The following is a 23,366-nucleotide window of genomic DNA, read 5'->3' as shown; positions in this document are numbered from 1 at the left end:
GAGTGGGCATGGTTGTTGCATTGCCGACCAGACTTCCCGGCTCACCGTCAACGATCCTACCGCTTCGCGCGGCGCCTGACGCAAAAAATGACGAGTGCGGTGCCCGCATATCCGATCACTGCACCCGCGGTATTGGCCACGATATCGGCGGCGGATGCGAAGCGGGCCGGGAGGAAGACGTATTGGGCGCTTTCCACCGCGGCGCTGGCCAGCAGCCCCGAAAAGGGGACCAGCCACCACCAGCTGCGGGGCAGAATTAAGGTGCCCAGCACACCCCAGGGGAGGAACATGACCACGTTGGCCAGCCACTCAATCAGCTGATAGTCCACCCACAACGGGACCCCGGCGGCATGCCAGCTCTCCAACAACTTTGGCAGCGTGTCCTGGGCAGGACGGTCGACCGGGACCGGCCAGAAGACGATGAACGCCACCGCGAGGAGATAAATCGTCGCCGTGACGCCCAGCGCCACGACGCGGCGACGCCGGCCGGTGGAGGCTACTGCTTCTGGTCCAGCCACGTACGTGCTTCGCTGGTCTGCAGATTCAGGACCTTGGCCAGCATCGGTTCGGCGCTGGAAGCGATCTTGGGGCCCAGGAACGGAATCGAGGAGCTGACCTTGCCATCCAGCTCGACCGTGGTTCCCTCACTGTCGGTGATGAGCTTCTGCACAGCTGTCACGGTAACGGGGGCTCCGGCAACCTCGATCTTGATGTCTGCGGACCGGCTGCCATCGGCAGCCGGCGCCGACCAGTTCTCGCGTTGGGTGAGCGATAAGGTGGCCCCGACAAATTTTTTGACCAGATCCGGGAGCCGGTCGGTGGGGACGGTCCGGGTCGTGGTCAGGGTGAACGCCGCATCGGTGGACCCGGAGAGGGTGAAATCGTTCAAGGTGGCACCGGCACGCTGGCTAATGTGCTCGGCGAAGTCCTTCCGGGTGAAAACCCGGGTGAGGGCGTCAACGGGGTACGGCAGCGAGGTGGAAGCATTCAGCGGCATGGCACTCCTGTGCTCTGGGTTCAGCGTGGATGGTCTCGTGCACCGGCCCGGGAGGCACAGCGCGGTCTGGGACCATGCTACGGGTCCGGAGGTGAATCGCGGTAAGCTGGCACCCTCCCCGGGATCCAGTATGGATTCCGGGCTTTTGTGCTGTTTCCCGGAAGGAACCCCATGGCCCTGACTGGCCTTCGTGCGGCTTTGGCCGCCGACCCGTCCTATGCGCGCGTGCGCACCTACGCCTCGAAGGGCTTCGACGATCGCAGTCAGGATCTCCAGGTGGCTGCGCCGGCGGGGCTGCGGGCCGCCTTGGTCACCGAAATCGTTGATGGGCTCTCCGCCGCCGGTACCGGAATCGTCCTGGCGGTGACCGCCACCGGCCGGGAGGCCGAAGAACTCACCGGGGCCCTGCGCGCCTATCTGCCCGACGGTGCCGTGGACGAGTTCCCGAGTTGGGAGACCCTCCCGCATGAGAGGTTGTCCCCGCGCTCGGACACCGTGGGACGACGCCTGAAGGTGATGCGCCGACTGGCCCACCCGGACGGCAGCCTGCAGGTCGTCGTCGCCCCCATCCGTTCGGTGGTCCAGCCGCTCGTCAAAGGACTGGGGGATCTGGCCCCGGTGCGTTTGGCCCTGGGGGAGGAGCGTCCCTTCGACGCGGTCGTCCACGAACTGGCCGACGCCGCGTATGCGCGCGTGGATATGGTGACCCACCGCGGTGAGTTCGCCGTTCGCGGCGGGATCCTTGACGTCTTCCCACCCACCGAGGACCACCCGATCCGTATCGACTTCTTCGGTGACGAGGTCGAATCCATGCGCTGGTTCGCCGTCGCCGACCAGCGGTCCTTCTCCAAGGCAGATAAATCCGAAGGCGGTATTGCCGACCCCACGGTCTTGTACGCGCCACCGTGCCGCGAACTGTTGATCACCCCGTCGGTGATGTCCCGCGCCGCCCGGCTCAAGGAGTCGATGCCCGCAGCGGCGGACATGTTGGAAAAGATTGCCGGTGGCATTGCCGTGGAGGGTATGGAGTCCCTGGCGCCGGTCCTGGTGGATGGCATGGTCCCGTTCGTCAGCCAACTACCGGCAGATTCCGTTGCGGTGATCATGGAACCCGAACGGGTCAGAACCCGCTCCCACGACCTCTCCCAAACCAATGCCGAATTCTTGGCTGCTGCCTGGTCCACCGCCTCCGACGGCGGTGCAGCCCCCGTGGATCTCCTCCAGACCCAGGGGATCAGTGACGTTTTGGATGCCGGAAACTTCTCCACCCTGGCCGATACCCGGTCCAACGCCCTGGCCTCCCAGGTCAGCTGGTGGTCGATCACGTCGCTGACCCAGGACGAGGACATCGAACTGGATATTGATTCGCTCAATGTTCAGGCCCGTGAACCGCGCGGATACCAGGGCGACGTGGCCGAAATGATGGAGTTCATCGGCTCCCGGGTCAGGGACAACTGGCGCGTGGTCGTGGCCACCGACGGGCCGGGCCCTGCCAGCCGGCTGGCCGAGCTCTTCCACGACGCGGGGATTCCGTGCCACCGGGTGGACAGCGTGGACGACACCCCCACCGAGGGGCTCATCGAAATCACGACGGCGGTGGCCGGCAGGGGTTTCGTCTTCGACTCGCTCAAATTGGGGTTGCTCACCGAGGCTGACCTCTTGGGCAGGTCCAGCGCCTATTCGGCGAAGTCGACCCGCAAACTGGCCGCCCGTCGTCGTCACGCCGTGGATCCGTTGCAATTAAGCGAAGGCGACTTCGTGGTGCACGAGCAACATGGCATCGCCCGTTTTCTCGAGTTGATCCAGCGCAAGGTCGGCGGAACCTCGGGGGCCGTCCGCGAATACCTGGTCCTCGAATACGCCCCGTCCAAACGCGGGGCCCCGGGCGATAAGCTCTTCGTGCCCACCGACCAGCTGGACCAGGTCACCCGCTATGTCGGTGGTGAGGCCCCTTCCCTGTCCAAGATGGGTGGCAGCGACTGGTCGAACACGAAGTCCAAGGCGCGCCGGGCGGTCAAGGAGATCGCCGCCGACCTCATCCGGCTCTACTCCGCCCGGATGGCTTCCCGCGGCCACGCCTTCGCCGCGGACACCCCCTGGCAGTCCGAACTCGAGGAGGCCTTCCCCTTCATCGAGACCCCAGATCAGCTAACCACCATCAATGAGGTCAAGGCCGATATGGAGCGGGAGATCCCGATGGACCGGCTCATCTCCGGTGACGTCGGATTCGGTAAAACCGAGGTCGCGGTGCGTGCGGCATTCAAGGCGGTGCAGGACGGCAAACAAGTGGCCGTCCTGGTGCCCACGACCCTGCTGGCCCGCCAGCACGTCGAGACCTTCGGCGACCGGTTCTCGGGTTTCCCCGTCAGGGTGGCATCGCTCTCGCGTTTCCAGACACCCAAGGAGGCCAAGGAGGCCGTGGAGGGGCTGAAGAACGGATCGATCGACGTCGTCGTCGGCACCCACCGGCTGCTCTCGAAGGAAGTCCAGTTCAAGGACCTGGGGTTGGTGATCGTCGATGAGGAGCAACGTTTCGGCGTCGAACATAAGGAAGCGCTGAAGCAGATGCGCACCGACGTCGACGTTCTGGCCATGTCGGCGACACCGATCCCGCGGACCCTGGAGATGTCGTTGACCGGGATCCGGGAGACCTCCACGTTGGCCACCCCGCCGGAGGAGCGCCATCCGGTGCTGACCTATGTCGGTCCGCATACCGATAAACAAGTCTCTGCGGCGATCCGGCGTGAACTCATGCGTGAAGGGCAGGTGTTCTTCGTCCACAACCGGGTCTCCTCCATCGACTCGGTGGCCGCGAAGCTGCGTGAAATCGTCCCCGAGGCCCGGGTCGAAGTTGCGCACGGCAAGATGAGCGAAGCCAGGCTCGAGCAGATCATCGTGGATTTTTGGGATCGGAAATTCGATGTCCTCGTCTCAACCACCATCATCGAAACCGGTCTGGATATTTCCAATGCGAACACCCTGATCGTGGACCGGGCGAACAACTACGGCCTGAGCCAGCTACACCAGCTGCGTGGCCGGGTGGGGCGCGGCCGCGACCGGGCCTACGCCTATTTCCTCTGGAACGCGGAGAAACCGTTGGGGGAGGTGGCCCTGGAACGGCTCAAGGCCGTAGCGGCCCATAACGAGTTGGGTTCGGGCTTCCAACTGGCCATGAAGGACCTGGAAATCCGTGGTGCGGGCAACCTGCTGGGCGGTGAACAGTCGGGGCATATCGCCGGGGTCGGGTTCGACCTGTATATCCGGTTGGTCGGCGAAGCCGTGGCCGACTTCAAGGGCGAAACCGAAGAGAAGGTGGCTGATATGAAGATCGAGCTGCCGGTCAACGCCCACCTGCCGCACGATTACGTGCCGGGGGAGCGGCTGCGCCTGGAGGCCTACCGCAAGCTGGCCGGTGCCACCGATACCGAGGGCATCGATGGCGTCGTCGCCGAGCTCGCCGACCGTTATGGCGAACCGCCGGCAGCGGTGGTCAACCTGATCGAGGTGGCCCGTTTCCGGGTGAGGGCGCGTGCGGCGGGGCTGACGGATGTGGCGATGCAAGGAAACTTCATCAAGTTCGCCCCCGCCACCTTGCCCGAATCGAAACTCTTGCGCCTGAATCGCATGTATAAGGGGGCGCAGAACAAGCCGGCCCTGGATGCAGTGATGATCCCCAAACCCAAGACGGCCCCGGTCGGTGGGCGCGACCTGGCCGACGCCGAGATCCTCACCTGGGCGGGCCAGGTGCTGGAGGCCCTGTTCGAGGACTGAGACGCCGGCACCACGAGCGAGGCCCGGCCGAACCGTGCTGGTTCGACCGGGCCGAGCCGGACACCGAGGCAAGGCCCCGATGGGTTGATCGTGCTGCTATTTGACGACGCTGGGACCCGATGGCGTGGCGCCACCCTCATCGGCCCAATCGCTGGTGCCCCCTGCCGAGCCCAGCGACGGATCGGAAACGTGGTCGCTGGCATGAGGCGGGGTATCGGAGTCGGATGACGTGGCGCGGTGCGAAGCATTGGTCGCGGTTTCCTTGACCTTGTCGGCGACGGTGCCTGCCGCGGAAGCGGCTGCCGAACCTACATCGGGCGCCTTTTCCTTGATCGTGGAGCCGACGTCGTTCAGCTTCTCCTGCGTACGGGGGTCATTCCACAGGTCCTGGGCCTTATCGCGGATCTGGTCATACCTCTCGCGGCCAGCGCGGGCGCCGACCAGGTATCCCACCGCTGCTCCGGCCAGAAACGTAAAGATGCGCATTGCAATCCTCCTTAGCTCAAGCGTGGGATCCGGTATGGAACCCGTTTCCCACACTAACGTGTTCGCAGCTGCTGTGCACCGAGAGACTGGAGAGTAGATTTTTTGTGATGCGAGCTTCAATTGAATGAAACGACGTCAGGCCAACGTTGGTGAAGCGCGTCGTTTACCAATACGCCGACGGAGGTTGTTTGCCGGCTTTTCGATGGCAAACCAACTACCTGTGGCGAAGCAGATGGTGATGATCATCGCAACTATGGCGAACGGTCCGACCCCGGCAGCATAAAAACCAGTGACCGCGAGAAGTTGTTGGATGGGGAAGGCGTAGATGTAAACACCATAGGAAATATCGTTTTTTAGCCGGAATATTGAATGCTTTAAGAACCCCCCCAAAGTGATGCAGGAATACGCCAATGGCAGGGCGGCGATGATGCGGTAGTCAGGCAGGAACATGCTGCCACAGACAACTATCGAAGCAGCAATCAGGGCTGCGCGAGTTGCTACCAGACGGTCCTGATAAAAGTAGATCAAAGCCCCGGCCAGAAACATAAGTCCGAATCGAGAGCCGTTGTTGAGCCAGAAGTGCGAGACCTCGGTGAAGGTGACAAGGCAGGACGTCGCCAGACAAGCGACGAATAGCACGAGGCAAATCCTTTTGCTCAGCAAACGGGTGAGGCCAAGTGCCAGGACTCCCAAATAGCAAAGGAACTCCCATGCGAGCGTCCACAGCGAACCATTCCACACGTTCGGATATGGCACTTCGCCCAAGGTAGAGCCGATGTTGTATTGGTTTTGCCAAAGGGCGAAATTACTTCTGACGTACTCTGCGGAATCGGATAACCAGGAGGTCCACGACCCTTGGGTCAGTAGCAAGTAGACAGGTACGAAAATGAAGCCGGTGACCAATAAGCACACATAGTAGGCGGGCATGATCCGAAGGACGCGGGCAAGTATGTATTCAAAAAATTGAGGACGCCGTACCCATGATCCCACGATGAGATAACCAGAGATCGCGAAGAACGCATCGACGAATATCTGTCCCAGTAGCTGGTGGACCGGACCGTAAGCGATGACGGTCCCTGTGATTGGAAACGAGTGATAGACAATCACACCCACCGCCATAATGAGTCGAATCGAGTTCAGACCATTCGATTTGGCATCGAACAACTCCCCGAGTTTCACGCTTCTCCCCACGATGGCAACTGCGTGCCTATGTTAGGACGCTTCTGGCCAAAAGTACTTCAGGATGGTACGTATAGCCACCGTGGAGAGTACCTAAAAAAAGCTTAAAACTACCTGCGGTAATGACGAAGGTGCCCACCGGAAAACCGGTGGGCACCTTCTCTGCGTGGGGGTGTTGCTTTACTTCTTGACGACCTCGGCGGCAACGACACGATCAGCCTGGTGCGAATCGGCGCGGCCCAAGAGGTGCTGGGGGATCCCGAACGCCAGGAAGGCCAGAAGGAAGCAGGCCAGGCCAGGCAACCAGGCATTTTCCAACGTCCAGAAGGTCAAGGAGTACAAGGCGCCCAAGAAGAGGATGAAGAACACGGCGAAAGCCAGGAAGTTGCCTGCGAAGTTGCCTTGGCCCGAATAGGCCTTGCTCTTGCCATCTGAGTACACGGTGATTCTCCTTGTTGTCCAGCGCCGGCTGGCGGTGGTGCGCGCTCGCGCTAGTAGCCGGCGGTTCCCTGCTCACCCTCTACAATAGCAACTCCTGAGCTGGCTCCAAGCCGGGTGGCTCCGGCGTCGATCATTGCTTGGGCATCGGCGAGGGAACGGACCCCTCCCGAGGCTTTCACCCCCAGGCCTTCCCCGACCGTGCGGCGCATCAAGGTGATGTCTTCCGCGGTGGCCCCGCCGCCGGCGAAACCGGTGGAGGTCTTCACGAAATCGGCTCCCGCTTCGACTGCTGCCTCACAGGCCAGAACCTTGGCCTCGTCATCGAGCAGGGAGGTTTCAATGATCACCTTCAGGATCGCACCGCCGTCGTGCACCGTGCCGGCGACACCGCCGATATCGGCGACCAGGGCGTCCCGATCACCGCGGCGCGCCGCGGCAATGTCGATGACCATATCGATTTCACTGGCCCCATCGGCGATCGCCCCCGCGGCCTCGAAGGACTTCACTGCGGTGGTGGTTGCCCCGAAAGGGAAACCGATGACCGAGCAGGTCAGGACGTTCGAATCCTTGAGCGCCCGGGCGACGGTGGCCACCCAGAGCGGGTTCACACACACCGATTTGAACCCGTATTCCGCGGCTTCTGCAGCGATCTTCAGCACTGCCTCGCGCGAGGCGTCCGGCTTGAGTAGCGTGTGGTCGATATAGGCGGCAATGGTGGCGCCGGTGGGCTGGGTCATGTCTACCTCTCGGTGGTTTTCAGGTGGTGGGGGTTAGAGGCCGAGGGCGGTGCCGGTGTCGGTGCGCACCGCGGCCAATCGTTGCCGGGCCCGCTCGCGGGCGGCGGGCAGATCCTTGGGTGACGCGACCGGTTCGATGACCTCGAGGTAGCACTTGAGTTTGGGCTCGGTGCCACTGGGGCGGACGATGACCCGGCTGTCATCCTCGGTGATGTACAGCATGGCATCGGTGGGCGGTAGTCCGTCGGTCCCCGCCGCCAGATCGGTGACGGTTATCACCGGGGAACCGGCCAAGGAGGCGGGGGACCGGGTCCGCAGGCGTGCCATGAGCTGGTCGAGTTCCTCAAGCGAGGAAACCCGGACCGAGAGTTGATCCGTTGCATGTACCCCGTGGTCCAGGGCCAACTCGTCGAGCTCGTCGAGCAGGCTGCGTGAGGAGGCCTTGAGGTGGGCCGCGAATTCGGCCAGCAGCAGGGCTGCCGACATCCCGTCCTTATCGCGGACCAGTTCCGGGGCGACGCAGTAGCCCAGGGCCTCCTCATAGCCGAAGGACAAACCTGGAACCCTGGAAATCCATTTGAAGCCGGTCAAGGTGGCCCCGTGGGCGATACCGGCACCGGCAGCGATCCGTGAGAGCAATCGGGAAGACACAATCGAATTCGCAAAAACCGGCGGAGGCCCCGACGGGGCCTCCGCCCGGGAGAGCCGACGAGCAACATGGGTGCCGAGCAGGGCGCCGACCTCGTCGCCGGTGAGCATCCGCCATCCGGTGGCCGGATCATTCACGGCCGCGGCGCAGCGGTCGGCATCCGGGTCGTTGGCGATGACCAGATCGGCGTCCGCGTTCCGGGCGAGGGCCACAGCCAGGTCGATGGCCCCGGGTTCCTCCGGGTTGGGGAAGGCGACCGTAGGAAAGTCCGGATCGGGCTCTGCCTGTTCGGCAACGAGCCGGATATCGGTGAAACCGGTAGCGGTGAAGGCCCGCGCCATCGTGTCGCCCCCGACACCGTGCATCGGGGTCAGGACGATGCGCAGGGCCGAACGGCTCGCCCGTTCGGCCTCATCGGCCGGGACCAGGGAAGTGATCGCCTCAAGGTAGCGGGCCTGGATATCTCCAGGTTCGCCGGCTGCGGGCAGGACGGTCCACCCGGCCTCTGCGAGTTCGATGCCCGCTAGCGGGCCGCTGGCGGCAATCCGCTCGGCGATATCGACGTCCATGGGGGCGACAATCTGGGCGCCCTGGCCCGCGTCGGTGACGGCCCGGCCGCCGAGGTAGACCTTATAGCCGTTGTCCTGGGGAGGGTTGTGACTGGCGGTCACCATGACCCCTGCTTCGCACCCCAACGCCAGAACGGCCCAAGCGAGGACCGGGGTGGGCAGCAGGGCAGGCATCAGGAACGTTTCGATGCCGGCGGCAGTGAAGATCGCTGCCGTTTCCTCGGCAAAGACATCCGAGTTGTAGCGGGCGTCGAAACCCACCACGGCCCGGGGGGTGTACGCTCCGGCAGCGATGTCGAGCAGATACCGTGCGACACCGGCAGCCGTATGCCGCACGACGACGCGATTCATCCGGTTCGGGCCGGCCCCCAGGGCCGCTCGCAGGCCTGCCGTCCCGAAAGCCAAGGGTCCGGAAAACCTATCAGCGAGTTCTTCGCGGGAATCGGCGTCGTTCCTCGCCGCGCTCACCAGTCCGGTGAGCTCGGCGGCGGTAGCCGGGTCAGGGTCTGCGGCAGCCCACGCGGCGGCGCGGGCCAGAAGGCCGTCGGACGGTGCGGATGCGGGGTTCACGGTGCTCCTCAGGTTCGGTCAGATGCTGCTGGGCGGCCGGAGGACTCAGATACGTCCGACGATATCGGCCAACAACGCGGAGATCCGCGGTCCTGCGGCTTGGCCCGCCTCGATGACTTCGGCATGGCTCAAGGGGACCGGGCTGATCCCGGCGGCGAGGTTGGTCACCAGCGAGATACCGAAGACCTCCAGGCCGGCGTGGCGGGCGGCGATGGCCTCCAGAGCGGTGGACATTCCCACCAGGTCCGCTCCGATCCGCTTGGCGTACTGCACTTCGGCGGGGGTTTCGTAGTGCGGGCCGGCGAACTGGGCGTAGACGCCCTCGTCCAGGCTCGGGTCGACCTCGCGGGCGATCGCGCGCAGACGCGAGGAATACAGATCGGTCAGGTCAACGAAGGTGGCACCCTCGAGCGGTGAAGCAGCGGTGAGATTAATGTGGTCGCTGATCAGCACCGGTGTCCCCGGGGTCCAGGCCTCGTTGAGACCGCCACAACCGTTGGTCAACACGAGCGTGGTGCAGCCGGCGGCAGCTGCCGTGCGGACCCCATGGACGACCGAGCGGACGCCCTGACCTTCGTAATAGTGGGTGCGTGCCCCCAGTACCAGAACCCGCTTCCCGGCGGGCGTCAGGATGGAACGAATCGTTCCCGTATGCCCGACGACGGCGGGGGCATGAAAACCCGGAAGGGTCGCCGCATCCAGGGTGTGGGTGGTTTCCCCGATCAGTTCGGCGGCCTCCCCCCAACCAGAGCCCAGCACCAGGGCAATGTCATGGGCTGGCACGCCGGTCTGTTCGGCAAGGGCGGCAGCTGCTTCGTCGGCCATTCGGAAGGGGGCATCGTTGAAATCGTTCACCCCACCAATCTACCGGTGGATACCGCGCTGCCGGTACAGGGGCTGGTGTGCAAGTTGCTCGCCGGTAGTGGAGAATGGGCTGGCGTGAGCGTAGAACAAAGCAAAACATCCCAGCGGCTAATCATCCTCGGCGGCGGACCGGGCGGCTATGAGGCGGCCATCGTGGCTGCCCAACTCGGCGCCGAGGTGACGATCGTCGAACGGGCAGGCATGGGCGGTTCGGCGGTCTTGACCGATGTGGTTCCCTCCAAGACGCTGATCGCCACCGCCGATGCCATGCGCCGCGTCAGCGGTGCCGGCTCCTTCGGCGTCACCGTCGAGGGCAAGGCGGACGCCAGTGCCGACCTGCCCGTGGTGAACGCCCGACTCATGGAACTGGCCCATAGCCAGTCCAGGGACATCCGCATCGGCCTCGAACGCGCCGGAGTCCGGGTCGTCCTCGGGGAAGGGCGACTGCTGGACAACCGCACCATCGCCGTTGCCCGCAACGACGGGGGTGAAGAGACCCTGGAAGCCGACGCCATCCTGCTGGCCCTGGGTGCCCACCCCCGCGAATTGCCGACCGCCAAACCCGACGGCGAACGCATCTTCAACTGGACGCAGGTCTACAACCTCAAGGAACTACCCGAACACCTGATCGTCGTCGGATCCGGTGTGACCGGTGCCGAATTCGCCTCGGCCTACAGCCTGCTGGGAAGTCGCGTGACCCTGGTGTCATCGCGTGAACGAGTACTGCCCGGCGAGGACGCGGATGCCGCGGCGGTCCTCGAGGAAGCGTTTGAGGCCAACGGCTTGGAAGTGGCGGCCAAATCTCGCGCCCAGGCCGTGGACCGGACCGCCGATGGCGTGAAGGTCACGCTCAACGACGGGCGGGTCCTGGAAGGCAGCCACTGCTTGGTGGCTGTCGGCGGCATTCCGAATACCGCGGGTATCGGTCTGGAGGAGGCCGGCATCGAAATGAACGACTCCGGCCATATCCAGGTCGATGGGGTCTCACGCACCACTGCCCCCAACGTCTATGCGGCAGGGGACTGCACCGGCGTCTTCGCCTTGGCCTCCGTGGCGGCCATGCAGGGACGTATCGCCATTGCCCACCTGATGGGTGACGGGGTTCGGCCATTGAAGACCCACGAGGTTTCCGCCAATATCTTCACCAGCCCCGAGATCGCCACCGTCGGCGTGACCGAAGCCCAAGTGAACGAGGACAAATACCAGGGCGACATCATCAAGCTGGATCTGGCCACCAACGCCCGGGCGAAGATGATGAACGTCAAGGAAGGTTTCGTGAAGATCATCGCCCGCCGGGGTTCCGGCACGGTGATCGGCGGCGTGGTGGTCGCCCCGCGTGCTTCCGAACTGATCTACCCGATCGCACTGGCCGTACAGAACCGGTTGCATGTGGACGATATGGCCCAGACCTTCACGGTCTACCCCTCGCTGTCCGGTTCGGTCTCCGAAGCGGCACGCCGGTTGCATAAACACCTCTAGACGAGGGGAAGCATAGCTACCATACTGGTCTTGCCGTAGGAATCTTCCTGCGGGCAGTCGGCGACTGATCTCGCTTAGCTACGTGGTGGATCGGATTCATCGCATGTCCCGCACTTACTCCGATCCAGAGGCAACCTTAGGGCGAATCTCGTGGGTCGATAGCGCTCGGGGCTTATCTGTTATCGCCATCGTATTGTTCCATGTTGTCCTCTGGGATTATCACGACATCCCTGGTGCCGAAAATCCACCTTTAAGTGGCTTTTGGTCCTTTCAGAATGGGCTGATGGGCAGTATCCGGATCCCGATGCTTCTGCTCTTGTCAGGAATGTTGGCGTCAAAAAAAATCCGACGCGGGTTTGGCGCTTCGGGTGTATACGTAAACATTTTCACGAATGCTTACTTCTACTTCTTATGGCTCGGTATTTACGGTGCATTTTTTCTCTTCACAACAGGGGACCTTCCACACCGGATAACTGGAGTCCGCGATTTCGCTCTTAATCTGGTTCTTCCTGATACGACGCTTTGGTACATATTTGCTCTAGTAGTCTTCGTGCCCGTGTTGGCCGTTTGCCGACAAGTCCCGGCGTGGTGCGTTTTGGCAACTCTAGTCATTGTTTTTATCGCTATGCATGCATGGTCCGAAAGCCCAGCCATGTGGACTCGACTGCCCGGATCGATGATTTTCTTTGCGCTGGGAGTTTATGGCGCCCGTTGGCTGTCCCAGATGACTCAAAAGGTCCGGCTATGGCATCTATTGGTGTTACTCATGGTGCCGCCAATGGCCCTCTTTGTGCATGGAAGGGTAAACGTCGAGGTCATACAGGGGGCGTTGGGACTGGTGGTTCAACTTTCTTTCGCCGCATTGGCTCTTGCAGTGGTTATCAAAATGGGCGACTTGAAGATAATTCGCCGTTTAGGGCAGACGATAGGCCGCCGAACGCTCGCGATTTATGTTTTGCACGCTCTATTCTTGTACATCTGGCTTTTGTTTGGCCAGAGTCAAGTCGGTACCGAGTTCCGAGAGGCTGTTTTTGGGTCGGCCTTTTGGGGCTCTTTGTATCCCATGCTGGTCACCTTCATGATACTTGGGCTCTCCCTGACGGTTCACTGGCTCGTATCAGGGACCAGATTCCGGTTCTTATTTGTTGCGCCACCTGTCGTGAGCAGGGTTGGGCGCTGGCTTGAAACACGCGCCGTGAGAGAAGATCGACCTTTTCGAGGCGGGTCGGCATAGATGTGACTGAACAGTGCGCCGCCGTGTCGATGAAGGGGCGAGATTGGTCTTCGCCAGAAACTGTTCTCGAACTGAAAGTGTCCATTATGTGGACACTTCGGCAAGCTTCTAGTCAAAAGTTCTAGGATTGCCCAAGAATATTGATCATCTCGCAGCAAAGGGGTCACGATAGTGTCCAGTATGCCCAGCACCGCCTCGCCGAAAGCGAACACGCGAGGTCGCGTGATTTTCTCGAGCATGATCGGGACGACGGTCGAGTTCTACGACTTTTATGCCTATGCGACGGCTTCCGTCTTGGTGTTCCCGGCGCTGTTCTTCCCCAATGCCACGAACATCAACGCCATCCTGAGTTCGTTCGCGATCTTCGGGGTCGCCTTCCTCGCCCGTCCTCTCGGTTCGGTGCTCTTCGGCCATTTCGGAGACAAGGTGGGACGCAAGGGGACCTTGGTTGCCTCGCTGATGACCATGGGCATCGCGACGTTCTTTATCGGCTTCCTGCCCGAGGCCAGTGGTGGCTTCGTGGTGTTGGCGCCCTTGCTGCTGGTCCTGCTGCGTTTCGCGCAGGGACTGGCCTTGGGCGGCGAATGGTCGGGTGCTGCGTTACTGGCCACCGAGAACGCTCCGCCGAATAAACGCGCCATCTACGGCACCTTCCCGCAGTTGGGTGCCCCGATCGGTTTCATCATCGCCAACCTGGTCTTCGTCGGGCTGCAGCTGGGGCTCTCCCCTGAGCAGTTCCAGGCTTGGGGGTGGCGGGTGCCCTTCATCCTCTCAGCGGTCCTCGTCGGCGTCGGGATCTATGTGCGGTTGAAGCTGGTGGAATCTGTACCGTTCCAGAACGTCGTGACCCAGAAAAAGGTCATGAAGTCTCCGGTCAAGCAGACCTTCAAATTCCATTGGCGCCCTGTTCTGGCCGGCACCATCATCATGTTCGCCACCTACGTGCTGTTCTACCTGATGACGTCCTTCACGCTGACCTACGGCACCTCGGCGGCCACCGTCGATCAGGCCCGCGCCGCAGCCGAAGCCAAGGGCAAGGTCTTTGATGCCGCAGCCGAGGCAGCCTTCGTGCCGGGCCTGGGCGTTCCGCGGACCGAATTCCTGTGGATGCTGATCATCGGCATGGTGTTCTTCGGGATCTTCATCCTCATTTCAGGACCGCTGGCCGAGAAGTTCGGGCGGCGCCGGTTCCTGCTGGGTGTTTCGCTGCTGATCCTCGTGTTCGGTGCCTCCTGGACACTGTTCTTCGGCCCCGGTACCGGGGCCGCCATGGTCGGACTGATCATCGGGCTATCGCTGATGGGGCTGACTTTCGGGCCGATGGCGGCCTATTTGCCGGAGCTTTTCCCTGCCAATGTGCGCTATACGGGCTCGGCCGTGGCTTATAATCTGTCCTCGGTGATCGGAGCGGCCCCCGCGTCCTTCGTGGCCATCGCGCTGTGGCAAGCAGGAGGAGGCAATACGGTTTGGGTGGGCGTCTACCTTGCGGCAGCTGCGGCACTGACGATGGTGGCCTTGCTGATGACCGGCGAGACCAAGGACCAGGACTTCGAGAACAACGTCGCCTAATTCCTTCCCGAACCACTGAAGGCCTGCCACCCGAGAGGGTGGCAGGCCTTCAGTCATGATCCGGAGGTTTAGTCCAGGATGCTGGCCAGGACCGCCCCGGCGGATACGGTCTCTCCCGCGGTGGCGGTCAGCCCCGTGATGGTTCCCGCGCGGTGGGCTGTCAGTGGCTGTTCCATCTTCATGGCCTCCAGCACGACGACAAGGTCACCTTCGGCCACGATGTCGCCATCGGCGACGGCAACCTTCACGATGGTTCCCTGCATGGGTGAGGTCAGGCTGTCGCCGGTGGTGGTGCTGCCCGAACCGCTCCGGTTGGTGCGTTTACGTTTGGACTTGCCATTGCTCTTCGCGCTCCCTGAGGAGCCGCCCAGACCGGCCGGCAGGATGACCTCGAGGCGTTTGCCCCCGACTTCCACGGTGACCTTCTGGCGCTCATCCGAGTTCTCGGTGGCAGCCCCGCAAGGGCTCCACGGCTCGATGGTGTTCTCGTACTCCGTCTCGATCCAGCGGGTGTGGACGGTGAAAGGGCCGGTGGCGGGCACAAAAGCCGGATCTGCCATGACCGCGCGGTGGAAGGGGAGCACCGTGGGCATGCCCTCGACGACCATTTCATCCAGGGCACGACGGGCCCGGCCGGCGGCTTCGTTGCGGGTAGCGCCGGTGACGATGAGCTTGGCGATCATCGAGTCGAAATTCCCCGAAACGGTTTCGCCTTGTTCCACCCCCGAATCGACGCGGACACCGGGCCCGGTGGGCAGGCGGAGCGTGGATATGGTCCCGGGGGCGGGCATGAACCCGCGTCCGGCATCCTCGCCGTTGATGCGGAACTCGAAGGAGTGGCCCCGGAGCTGGGGATCTGAATATCCGAGCTCTTCCCCGCGGGCCATTCTGAACTGTTCGCGCACCAGGTCGATGCCGGAGACTTCTTCGGAGACGGTGTGCTCCACCTGGAGGCGGGTGTTGACCTCCAGGAAGGAGATGATCCCGTCAGTGCCGATCAAGAACTCGCAGGTGCCTGCCCCCACGTAGTTCGCTTCCCGGAGGATGGCCTTGGAGGATTCGTAAAGGTTGTGGGTCTGTTCCTCGCTCAGGAAAGGGGCTGGAGCCTCTTCGACGAGCTTCTGGTTCCGGCGCTGCAGTGAGCAGTCGCGGGTGGAGACGATCACCACGTTGCCGTGGGAGTCGGCCAGGCACTGGGTTTCGACGTGCCGGGGAGCATCGAGAAAACGTTCGATGAAACATTCGCCACGGCCGAAGGCTGCGGTGGCCTCACGGACAGCAGACTCATAGGCCTCAGCAATTTCGTCCCGATGGCGAACCACCTTGATGCCCCGGCCGCCACCCCCGTAGGCAGCCTTGATGGCCAACGGTAGGCCGTGCTGATCGGCGAAGTCCAGGACTTCCTGCGTCGACTTGACCGGTTCTTTGGTTCCGGGAACCAGCGGAGCACCGACCTTGGTGGCGATATGTCGGGCCTGTACCTTATCGCCGAGCTGGGCAATAGCTGCGGGGGAGGGGCCGATCCAGGTCAGCCCGGCGTCGATGACGCGCTGGGCGAAGTCGGCGTTCTCCGAGAGGAAGCCGTATCCGGGATGAATGGCGTCGGCACCGGAGGCCTGGGCGGCCGCCAGGACCTTGTCCATCACCAGGTACGAGTCGGCGGCACTCTGGCCACCGAGAGCGAAGGCTTCGTCGGCGAGTCGGACGTGCAGTGCCTCGCGGTCGGGTTCGGCGTAGACGGCGACGGATGCGATGCCCTCGTCGCGGGCCGCGCGGATGACTCGGACGGCGATCTCGCCACGGTTGGCGATGAGGACCTTGGTCAGCTGGGGCATGGCGGGTGGAACTCCTTAAACTTTACTGTTTGGAGCCTACCTGCGCTTGTGGGTTATCCACGTAATCCCACGCCATGCTCCGGAGAGTCTCCACCTAATTTTGTAGTCATCCTACAAATTTAGTGATGACCACTCGATCAATACCGCGCGTATTCCTCGTAGGCAATTCCGATGGCCGCGTCGAAGACCCCCCGTCCCCGGTGCACGCCCCGCGCCCCACGGGCCTCCTGATACAGGGTCCGCGTGAGGCGCCCGTAGAAGTGTCGGGACCAGCCAACGAGCATCCTTGCGATGCCACCGCAGAATGAGGTGACTCGGATTCGAAGCCTGCTGATGGGACTCTCCGTGCGCCGGAGCATGGTCATGACGTATGTATGACCGTGGCTATATGCGCGACGGCATACCCACTGGCGCGTAGTCCGCTTTGAGTCGACTTCATCCTCGACGATCGATTCCTGGCAAAAAATAATCCTGCCTCCGGCGTTGACCAATTGGGATGTAAAAAGTGAGTCCTCGCCGCCTGCCATGCCCAGCGACTCGTCGAAATGGAGTCTTTTGGATCGAACGGACTCAAGGTCTAACAAAAGGTTGTTGGTGGCGGCCATCGCAACTGGAGTTCCCGTTTCATGGATGGCCCGGCGGAAGAATCCACCTGCCAAGATCCAAGGATCGATATCCTCGCCAAAGACGGATACTAGGCGGCCAGAAACCGCGTCAGCATCATGTAAATTCCATGTCGTCAGAAGCGAACGCAGCCATCCGTCTCTCGGCACTTCATCGTCGTCGATAAAAGCTAGAAGTCGAGAGCCCTGGCTCTCTGCGAGAGCACGGTTTCGCGCTGCGGCAATTCCCGGTGTCGGCTCGTGGACATAGCGGATCCAAGGCGCTTGCAATTCCTCGATCGTGGAGCGTGCCGATGCCGCGGGATCGTTGTCGACTATGAGGACATCGACGGTGGCCAGATTCTCGCAATCTACGATATGTCCCGGAAACTCCCGGACGGCGTGGAGGAGCCGTTTGGGCCGTTGGTACGTCAAGACGGCAATGGTCAGGTGTGGCTGGTTCACTTCCGAGTCGCAATCCGCTGTGCTTCAAGGAACGCATCACGGTGGAGTATGCCGGCAGCGGACCAGTCTCGATTGGATAGTCCGGGGGCACTTGTGGGCGGGTGGTCTCGCAATAGCGCCAACGACGATTTAAGGTGCTCAGCTGTTAGCTCTCCGTCATACAGAAAGACCCAGCCGGCTCCAACTTCGTGAGCCAGTAACTCGTTGACTTCGTTGCGGGGGAGCAAAACGGGGCGCTGAAGCGATAAAGCGGCCAGTGCACTCCCGGAGTTGTGCATGAACTGATAGGGAAGGACCACCAGCTCCGCTTCCGTGATGGCGGCAACGAGGGATTCTTCCGCCACATAACCGAAGGACAAATGGAGGCGCTTATCGGCTGAAGCTGCGCTCCGGATAGTTTCGGCTAGTTGCGCAGTGGACGGCTTTCCGGTTATCGAAAGACTGAGCTCCGGGTGATCGTCTTCGGTCTGTTTGAAACAGCCAATGAGATTCTCCACGCCCTTATAACGACGAATCAGCCCGGTAAAGGCGATCCGGCCAGGCACTTGGTCATGGCGAGGCATCGATGCGAACCAATCGCGGTAGTGACCGTGGAGTATGAGACGCTGTGCAATGTTCGGGGCGGCTGGTGTAGTCGAATTGAGGGCAATCCGGAGCGTGGTCATTTCATCGCAGAAGCGGACGAGCTGGTGCCTGATGAAAGGGAGCCCTTGGGGGAGCTCTAGGTTATGTACTGTTCGGACGACCGCGATCTTTTGCAGCCGGATCCTCGTGAGAAGCAGGAAGAAAGCTGCTTCCTTTCCAAGGCGTGTGTACCATGTCTTACCATCGAGCAACGCCTCTGGCCAATGGAAATGGAAGACGTCGTATTTTTCGGTGAGGGCAGCCTTCCAGGAGAAACGCAAGAGGCTGAGGCCCGGGGTATTTTCGAGACTCTCACCCAGCATGGTGATGTAGGGATTCGTCGTTGGACGCGAGTCGCCGAAGGACTCAATGACTCGAATTTTTTCCACTTTCCCTCTACTCACTATCACTCTCAAAGTGCCAAGGCCGGAAACGAAGCGGGGGACCGAGGCGAATCCCCGCCTATAATCTACACTAGTGATAAAAGGCGCAAGCGCGTTGACAACTATTGGTTTCGGCGGGCGGCTGGACCTAGACGGTTTGGCGAGAGGTACGAATGAGGGCTACTTTTTCCCAAGCTCTGGGGCAATTGCAAAACGCACAAAAAGGTCGTGCCAAGGGAGCTCCTGGGTACTCGATATACGTCAATCGCAAGGTGGGCAGATACTTGGCCGCCTTCGCCCACACATTGGGGTTGACACCCAATCAGGTGACGCTCGTGAGCGCCGTGTTCACGTTCAGCGGCATTGTTTTGCTGGCGGTTGTCCCACCTTCAGGAATCTTGGCGATTGCCGTTTGGCTCTTGCTTGCTCTTGGCTACGCGTGGGATTCTGCGGACGGCCAGGTTGCCCGTTTGCGGGGAGGGGGCTCGGTTGCGGGGGAGTGGCTGGATCATTTCGTCGATGCCGTGAAGATTTCGTCTCTCCATCTGGCGGTACTGGTGGGGTGGTACCGGTACTTTCCACTAAACAGCGACGTATGGCTCTTCGCCCCCATCGGGTTTGCAATTGTTGGTGCGGTCACCTTCTTCGCGATGATCCTCAACGATCTTCTCAAGGTGGCTAGGGGAGCACCGAAATCAATGGAGACTGGTGGGAGCTCACCCCTACGATCTGTTTTGCTCCTACCAACTGACTATGGAATTCTCTGCTTGTCATTCATCCTGTGGGGTTTTCCCGTTGTATTCGTCGGGGTCTACTCTTTACTTGCGCTGGCTTGCGCGCTGTTTTTGGTCCTGGCCGCTTCAAAGTGGTTCAAGGACATGAAATCAATTTAGCTTTTGCTTGTTACAGGTTGCATAAATGTATGGCGGCTGGCGCATTGCAAGTAGAGGTAGTCATCTGCAAGTGCTTAGCTCTATTCGGAATTCAAAAATACCCGAGATGGAAGCGCCAGTTTTCGGCATTTCCCCCCGGGCGATGCTCGCTGGCTACTTCGCGCGTGTTCGAATTCTTCGAACTGTCCCGCGGGCCACTCTGACGAAGATTCGAGGTCGTTCACGTGCCAGCTTTGTGAGCCGAAACCCAGTATATTTGGGGATGAGTCGTCCTGCGAGCAAGGAGCCGACGAGCCGTGGCAAAAGTGTCTTTCGACGTTGTACCTGGAAAGGCTGTACGTCTGCCAATGAATTGATCTTGATTGGTTCCAAGGCAATGATGCCGGCCTTTGCGGCGCGCAAGAGTGTTTCCCGACCACGAATAGTCCGCGCAATGATCGCACTTGAGCCGTCGGCCTCAACAAACATCGGATAGCCGGAAGCGTCAGACTGCCAGTAGTCTGCGACAGCTATGTCCGCGCTTTCTCCGACGCCATCCGGGCACACTTTGCATCGCCATTGAGTTGCCGGTCCAAGAACATCCCCCCAAGACTCGTCGTACGACATACTCCGGGTGGTGCCACGAAGGGTTGCGCTGAATCTACCAGGCCATCCTCGGCCTCGGTACCATAGCGCTTTAGGAATTTCGCCCGCCGGAAAGCCGAGCCGCGCAATGAGCGCTTCGGTCGCGTGTGAACTGGGAGTTCCTGCGCAGAAGAACGAAAGCATAAGTGGAGTTGGCGATGAGGCCTCCGTCTTGCTGGCCACACCATGAAATGCGCGGAGTGCGGACACCTCACAGGGCTTTCCGACTACGGCTGTTCCTTGGGCAAGAATATCGCAATTGTCCAATGTGGCGACTGGTGCATAACGTGACCCTGAAGATGCAAGTGCCTCTTCCTTCGTCGTGATCGTCACGGGAACGGTTCGTCGTGGGTCGTCGCCAGCACGAGCTCCCGCAACTCGCGTTGTTTGGCCGCTCTCGAGAAGCCAAGTGGTCAGAGCAGTGAGCACCCCTGCGCTGCTTCCACGGTATCGAGTCTCTGCCTCGATAGCATGGCCGCTCCAAACGCCGACGAAAGATCCCATAGTTTCATGACGTTTCAGATCGGGGTCGTCGTTAGAACGAACTGTCATTCCGGGACACGACTGCTTGAATACTTTTGCAGCTCCGGGCGGAGCCTGGCCGGCCGACGTTCGGCGTGGACGCAGGAAACCCGCAGTGTTCATAGACATCGTTAGTCCTCCGTCGATGAGCGTGCAAAGACCACAGCCTGAGCATGCATCGTTCTTGAGGACTTTCGAAATTTGCCGGTCAAGTTTCTGGCTTGCCTTAGCTGTCCCGAGATTTGCATTCGTCACAGAATTTTCCTCAATTCTTCAGCAACTGACATTAGTGAGCGTCTACCTTTTTGCTGTGCTGATTGAGCGTCTCGGTTTAGTTGCTTTTTCCTTGACAGTACAAGGATCTCGTCTGGAAGCTCCTGACTGTCGCGAAGGTCTAAGGAGTGTTTCCAGCCGAGACTATCCATAAGAGGGGCGAACTTTCGAGAGTAAGCCAACGGAATTGCAGGAACACCAAGGGAAAGTGCGTTGAGACTGGCGTGCATGCGAGCAGCTATGACGAGTTTGGACGAGGCTATGGTTTCTCGGACTGAGTCCAAGTCAGTCGGGACGATGAGTTCAGGGTTATAGCTGAGCGTTTGCGATAGTTCTCTAATGGCGGGGACGTCGTTGTCAGGATCTGGTGAGTCGAGGACGTGGGCCAAGAGCGACACTCGTCGTCCTTCCGCATGAAGGTTTTCGGCGGTCCGAAACATGGCTTCCCGATAATTCTCGGCATTGACATGTGGGTTTTCTCGCCAAAGAAGGCCAGAAACGTTCAGCAGGACGTCGCGAGTTTTAGATGCTGAGATTTCATCAATTCCGAAGACCATGTCTGAACTCAATGCGGTTGGTCTAGTGCCGAGTTTCTCGGCGGCTATGCTACTAGCCGGATCGCGGCTAAAAACCGCTGTCGATCTTTTGAGATTTCGTTGAGCAATCCAAGTCGCTCGGCGTGAATTGAACGGCCCGACTGTTTGCGGGGCAAGGACTCCGACTGCTCCAGCTTGAAGCGCGAACTCATAGACGAGTCCCATGGTTAAGTGACGTGACAGTCCATAGATATCTGAGAAACTGTCGCCGGAGCGGGTGTCCCAGACTAGGTCAAACTGCCTTAAGTACTCTTGCATTCCGACACGAGGCATGAGGCGTTCCCTAATAAGGGAGCGTGGCCGACCCCAAGGAACTGGGAGCGGACGGGCGCCATAATTGACGAATTCGATATCTGCTTCCGGCCACACTTTAAGCAGAAGATCTCTAGAACCTCGCGCCAAGGCAGCAACTCCGAGGTTTGTTGACGATTCGTGTGCCCATAGGACGAGGATGCGCATAGTACCTTTCATTTCTAGTTGTCGTCGTTGGAGAGCTATTTTCGCGCTAAGTGATGGCGAAGGACCCACAATTCCTGCATGTCTCGGCGAACGGCTGGGAACAGGATAGAAAGCGCGTATACAGCGATAGTCCCGCATACAGAGGCTATGATGCACACCCAAGGTCCTTGCTCTTGAGTTAGAGTGCTGAGTACGAAGGAGGCACCTGCGGCGGCGGCAGCGAGCGAAGCCATTCGGAGGAAATTTAGGGTCAAGTCTCGGATGGGGACGCCATCTATCGACTTATTGATCCAAAACAGTGAAAGTGGCCACGAGACAGCTGTCGCGATTAGGTATCCAGCGGCCACGCCGGATACCCCCCACCGGACGCCAACGAGTAAACAACCGATCTTGATGATGACGCTAAGCAGGTTGTACTTAAAGAGGACGCCGGTGATTCCCTTGGAGACATACACCCAGTAGCCAAAGTAGGCCAAGGTCTGGAGTGCTGCCGCTGACGCTAGCAGGCTCATGATAGGTGCAGAATCCAGCCATTGCTCCCCAAGAAGAATTCGTGTTAATGGCGATGAAGCGCCAACGGCGAGCCCGAAGGCTGCAACGATCGAGTAGCCGAGAGCAGTTTGTCCGATCTTAGTGAACTCCCAGTAGCGTCTCGGGGATTCTTGTAGACGAGAAAGTATTGGAATGGCGACATTGGTAATTGGTGCACGTAACTGATTTGCGACGTTCATGACCAGTTGGTAAGGACGGGTGTACAACCCTAGGGGGGCAGCACCGATAAACGACCCGATGATGACACGGTCCGCATTGGATCCCACGTATCCGACGAGTTGGGTTGCGACCATGTTGCGTCCAAAGCGCATGAAGCCTCGGATGGATGTGGATCGTTTGGGCAGGCGTGGGATCCAACGGGAGCTGATGGCCGCGAAGGCAAAGAAGACTGTCGCTTGGGCAAGTAACTGACCAATGAGCGACCAGGCCCCAAAATCCATAAATCCCATGAATATAGCTACGCTCATGCCTACCAGCGCCGAAGACAATTCGATAAAAGCAAGTGCTTTGAATCGTAGCGCCCGACTTAGACTTGCGCGGTATTGTGTAGCAAGACCATTGATGAAAAATACTAGCGCGGCTCCTTGGGCCAGTTCCACTAGTTCTTCGTGGCGGTAAAATTTAGCGATTCCCCAGGAAGAGCCGAAGACGATGAAGGTCAGGCCCAACCCAATACCACTGTTTACCCAAAAAAGACTGTCCCTCTGTTCGCGGCTGACGTTCTTGGCTTGAATCATTGCCTGCGACAGCCCGAAGTCTCTGAAAACTTCTGCAATGCCAGCGATCGACATGACCATGGCAAAAAGGCCATAGTCGTTTGGTGAGAGTAGCCGCGCCAGAATGACGACAGAGACGAGCTGGATGAGTATTCGGCCAATTTGGCCCGTAGCAGTGACAGCGGCACCACGAGCTGCTCTCCTACCTAGTCCAGTTACTAGTGCTTTTGGTAACTCATTTTTTTCCATGTGCACCTAATGAAGAAGTAATATGCCG

The 23,366-nt window shown here is 60.5% G+C and carries 18 protein-coding genes; 5 read left to right on the top strand and 13 right to left on the bottom strand.

Translation table 11 applies throughout. From position 1 onward, the window contains the following. Nucleotides 1-56: 56 nt before the first annotated feature. Both CIK75_RS04580 and CIK75_RS04575 read right to left on the bottom strand, forming a co-directional pair. On the bottom strand, nucleotides 57-518 hold the full coding sequence (locus tag CIK75_RS04580; RefSeq protein WP_087000577.1) for a VanZ family protein: 462 nt from the start codon (nucleotides 516-518) through the stop codon (nucleotides 57-59). Then, nucleotides 497-997 carry a DUF2505 domain-containing protein gene (locus CIK75_RS04575; protein ID WP_087000579.1) on the bottom strand — a complete coding sequence of 167 codons (501 nt, stop codon included), beginning with the start codon at nucleotides 995-997 and terminating at the stop codon, nucleotides 497-499. Before CIK75_RS04575 ends, CIK75_RS04580 begins: the two co-directional genes overlap by 22 nt. Before the next feature lie 171 nt (nucleotides 998-1,168). Between CIK75_RS04575 and mfd the strand changes: the two genes are divergently transcribed. Beyond that, on the top strand, nucleotides 1,169-4,768 hold the full coding sequence (mfd, locus tag CIK75_RS04570; protein ID WP_096223292.1) for a transcription-repair coupling factor: 3,600 nt from the start codon (nucleotides 1,169-1,171) through the stop codon (nucleotides 4,766-4,768). 96 nt (nucleotides 4,769-4,864) lie between these two features. Here mfd and CIK75_RS04565 read toward each other — a convergent pair whose 3' ends face one another. From CIK75_RS04565 to CIK75_RS04540, 6 genes are all read right to left on the bottom strand, one after another. Then, nucleotides 4,865-5,254: a YtxH domain-containing protein gene (locus CIK75_RS04565; protein ID WP_096223291.1), complete on the bottom strand. Its 390-nt coding sequence runs from the start codon at nucleotides 5,252-5,254 to the stop codon at nucleotides 4,865-4,867. A 135-nt stretch (nucleotides 5,255-5,389) separates the two neighbouring features. Next, nucleotides 5,390-6,433: an acyltransferase gene (locus CIK75_RS04560; protein WP_096223290.1), complete on the bottom strand. Its 1,044-nt coding sequence runs from the start codon at nucleotides 6,431-6,433 to the stop codon at nucleotides 5,390-5,392. A gap of 180 nt (nucleotides 6,434-6,613) precedes the next feature. Further along, complete coding sequence (locus CIK75_RS04555; protein ID WP_087000585.1) at nucleotides 6,614-6,874, bottom strand: hypothetical protein; 261 nt, start codon at nucleotides 6,872-6,874, stop codon at nucleotides 6,614-6,616. A 50-nt stretch (nucleotides 6,875-6,924) separates the two neighbouring features. After that, entirely contained in the window at nucleotides 6,925-7,611 is a 687-nt protein-coding gene (deoC, locus tag CIK75_RS04550; protein WP_096223289.1) for a deoxyribose-phosphate aldolase, read from the bottom strand. Nucleotides 7,612-7,644: 33 nt separating this feature from the next. Beyond that, complete coding sequence (locus CIK75_RS04545) at nucleotides 7,645-9,399, bottom strand: phospho-sugar mutase (RefSeq protein WP_096223288.1); 1,755 nt, start codon at nucleotides 9,397-9,399, stop codon at nucleotides 7,645-7,647. Between the two features lie 45 nt (nucleotides 9,400-9,444). Further along, nucleotides 9,445-10,224 (bottom strand): purine-nucleoside phosphorylase, encoded by a 780-nt coding sequence (locus CIK75_RS04540; protein ID WP_096223287.1) that lies wholly within the window; start codon nucleotides 10,222-10,224, stop codon nucleotides 9,445-9,447. A gap of 114 nt (nucleotides 10,225-10,338) precedes the next feature. Here CIK75_RS04540 and CIK75_RS04535 point away from each other — a divergent pair, with 114 nt between their 5' ends. The 3 genes from CIK75_RS04535 to CIK75_RS04525 all read left to right on the top strand — a co-directional run bounded on the left by CIK75_RS04535 (nucleotide 10,339) and on the right by CIK75_RS04525 (nucleotide 14,545). Further along, nucleotides 10,339-11,742 carry an NAD(P)H-quinone dehydrogenase gene (locus CIK75_RS04535; protein WP_241895293.1) on the top strand — a complete coding sequence of 468 codons (1,404 nt, stop codon included), beginning with the start codon at nucleotides 10,339-10,341 and terminating at the stop codon, nucleotides 11,740-11,742. A 103-nt stretch (nucleotides 11,743-11,845) separates the two neighbouring features. Continuing rightward, nucleotides 11,846-12,976, top strand: coding sequence for an acyltransferase family protein (locus CIK75_RS04530; protein ID WP_096223285.1), 1,131 nt, complete (start codon nucleotides 11,846-11,848; stop codon nucleotides 12,974-12,976). A gap of 180 nt (nucleotides 12,977-13,156) precedes the next feature. Next, nucleotides 13,157-14,545, top strand: a complete 1,389-nt coding sequence (locus CIK75_RS04525; protein WP_096223284.1) for an MFS transporter — start codon at nucleotides 13,157-13,159, stop codon at nucleotides 14,543-14,545. A gap of 68 nt (nucleotides 14,546-14,613) precedes the next feature. On the opposite strand, the gene CIK75_RS04520 is transcribed toward CIK75_RS04525, so the two are convergent. The 3 genes from CIK75_RS04520 to CIK75_RS04510 all read right to left on the bottom strand — a co-directional run bounded on the left by CIK75_RS04520 (nucleotide 14,614) and on the right by CIK75_RS04510 (nucleotide 18,460). Further along, nucleotides 14,614-16,380, bottom strand: a complete 1,767-nt coding sequence (locus CIK75_RS04520) for a biotin carboxylase N-terminal domain-containing protein (RefSeq protein ID WP_096223283.1) — start codon at nucleotides 16,378-16,380, stop codon at nucleotides 14,614-14,616. Nucleotides 16,381-16,517: 137 nt separating this feature from the next. Beyond that, complete coding sequence (locus CIK75_RS04515) at nucleotides 16,518-17,447, bottom strand: glycosyltransferase (protein ID WP_096223282.1); 930 nt, start codon at nucleotides 17,445-17,447, stop codon at nucleotides 16,518-16,520. Further along, nucleotides 17,444-18,460 carry a glycosyltransferase gene (locus CIK75_RS04510; RefSeq protein ID WP_096223281.1) on the bottom strand — a complete coding sequence of 339 codons (1,017 nt, stop codon included), beginning with the start codon at nucleotides 18,458-18,460 and terminating at the stop codon, nucleotides 17,444-17,446. The genes CIK75_RS04515 and CIK75_RS04510 overlap by 4 nt, the downstream gene beginning before the upstream one ends. Nucleotides 18,461-18,738: 278 nt before the next feature. Between CIK75_RS04510 and CIK75_RS04505 the strand changes: the two genes are divergently transcribed. Continuing rightward, nucleotides 18,739-19,347, top strand: coding sequence for a CDP-alcohol phosphatidyltransferase family protein (locus CIK75_RS04505; protein WP_343251887.1), 609 nt, complete (start codon nucleotides 18,739-18,741; stop codon nucleotides 19,345-19,347). A gap of 1,397 nt (nucleotides 19,348-20,744) precedes the next feature. Here CIK75_RS04505 and CIK75_RS04495 read toward each other — a convergent pair. Both CIK75_RS04495 and CIK75_RS04490 read right to left on the bottom strand, forming a co-directional pair. After that, nucleotides 20,745-21,821, bottom strand: coding sequence for a polysaccharide pyruvyl transferase family protein (locus tag CIK75_RS04495; RefSeq protein WP_158225894.1), 1,077 nt, complete (start codon nucleotides 21,819-21,821; stop codon nucleotides 20,745-20,747). 35 nt (nucleotides 21,822-21,856) lie between these two features. Beyond that, a complete protein-coding gene (locus tag CIK75_RS04490) occupies nucleotides 21,857-23,338 on the bottom strand; it encodes a lipopolysaccharide biosynthesis protein (RefSeq protein ID WP_096223277.1) in 1,482 nt (493 codons plus the stop codon). Nucleotides 23,339-23,366 lie beyond the last annotated feature (28 nt).

Origin of the sequence: Glutamicibacter sp. BW78 (assembly GCF_002332245.1) — a bacterium.
Classification (GTDB): Bacteria; Actinomycetota; Actinomycetes; order Actinomycetales; family Micrococcaceae; genus Arthrobacter_H; species Arthrobacter_H rhombi_A.
This window is presented reverse-complemented; position numbering and strand designations above follow the sequence as displayed.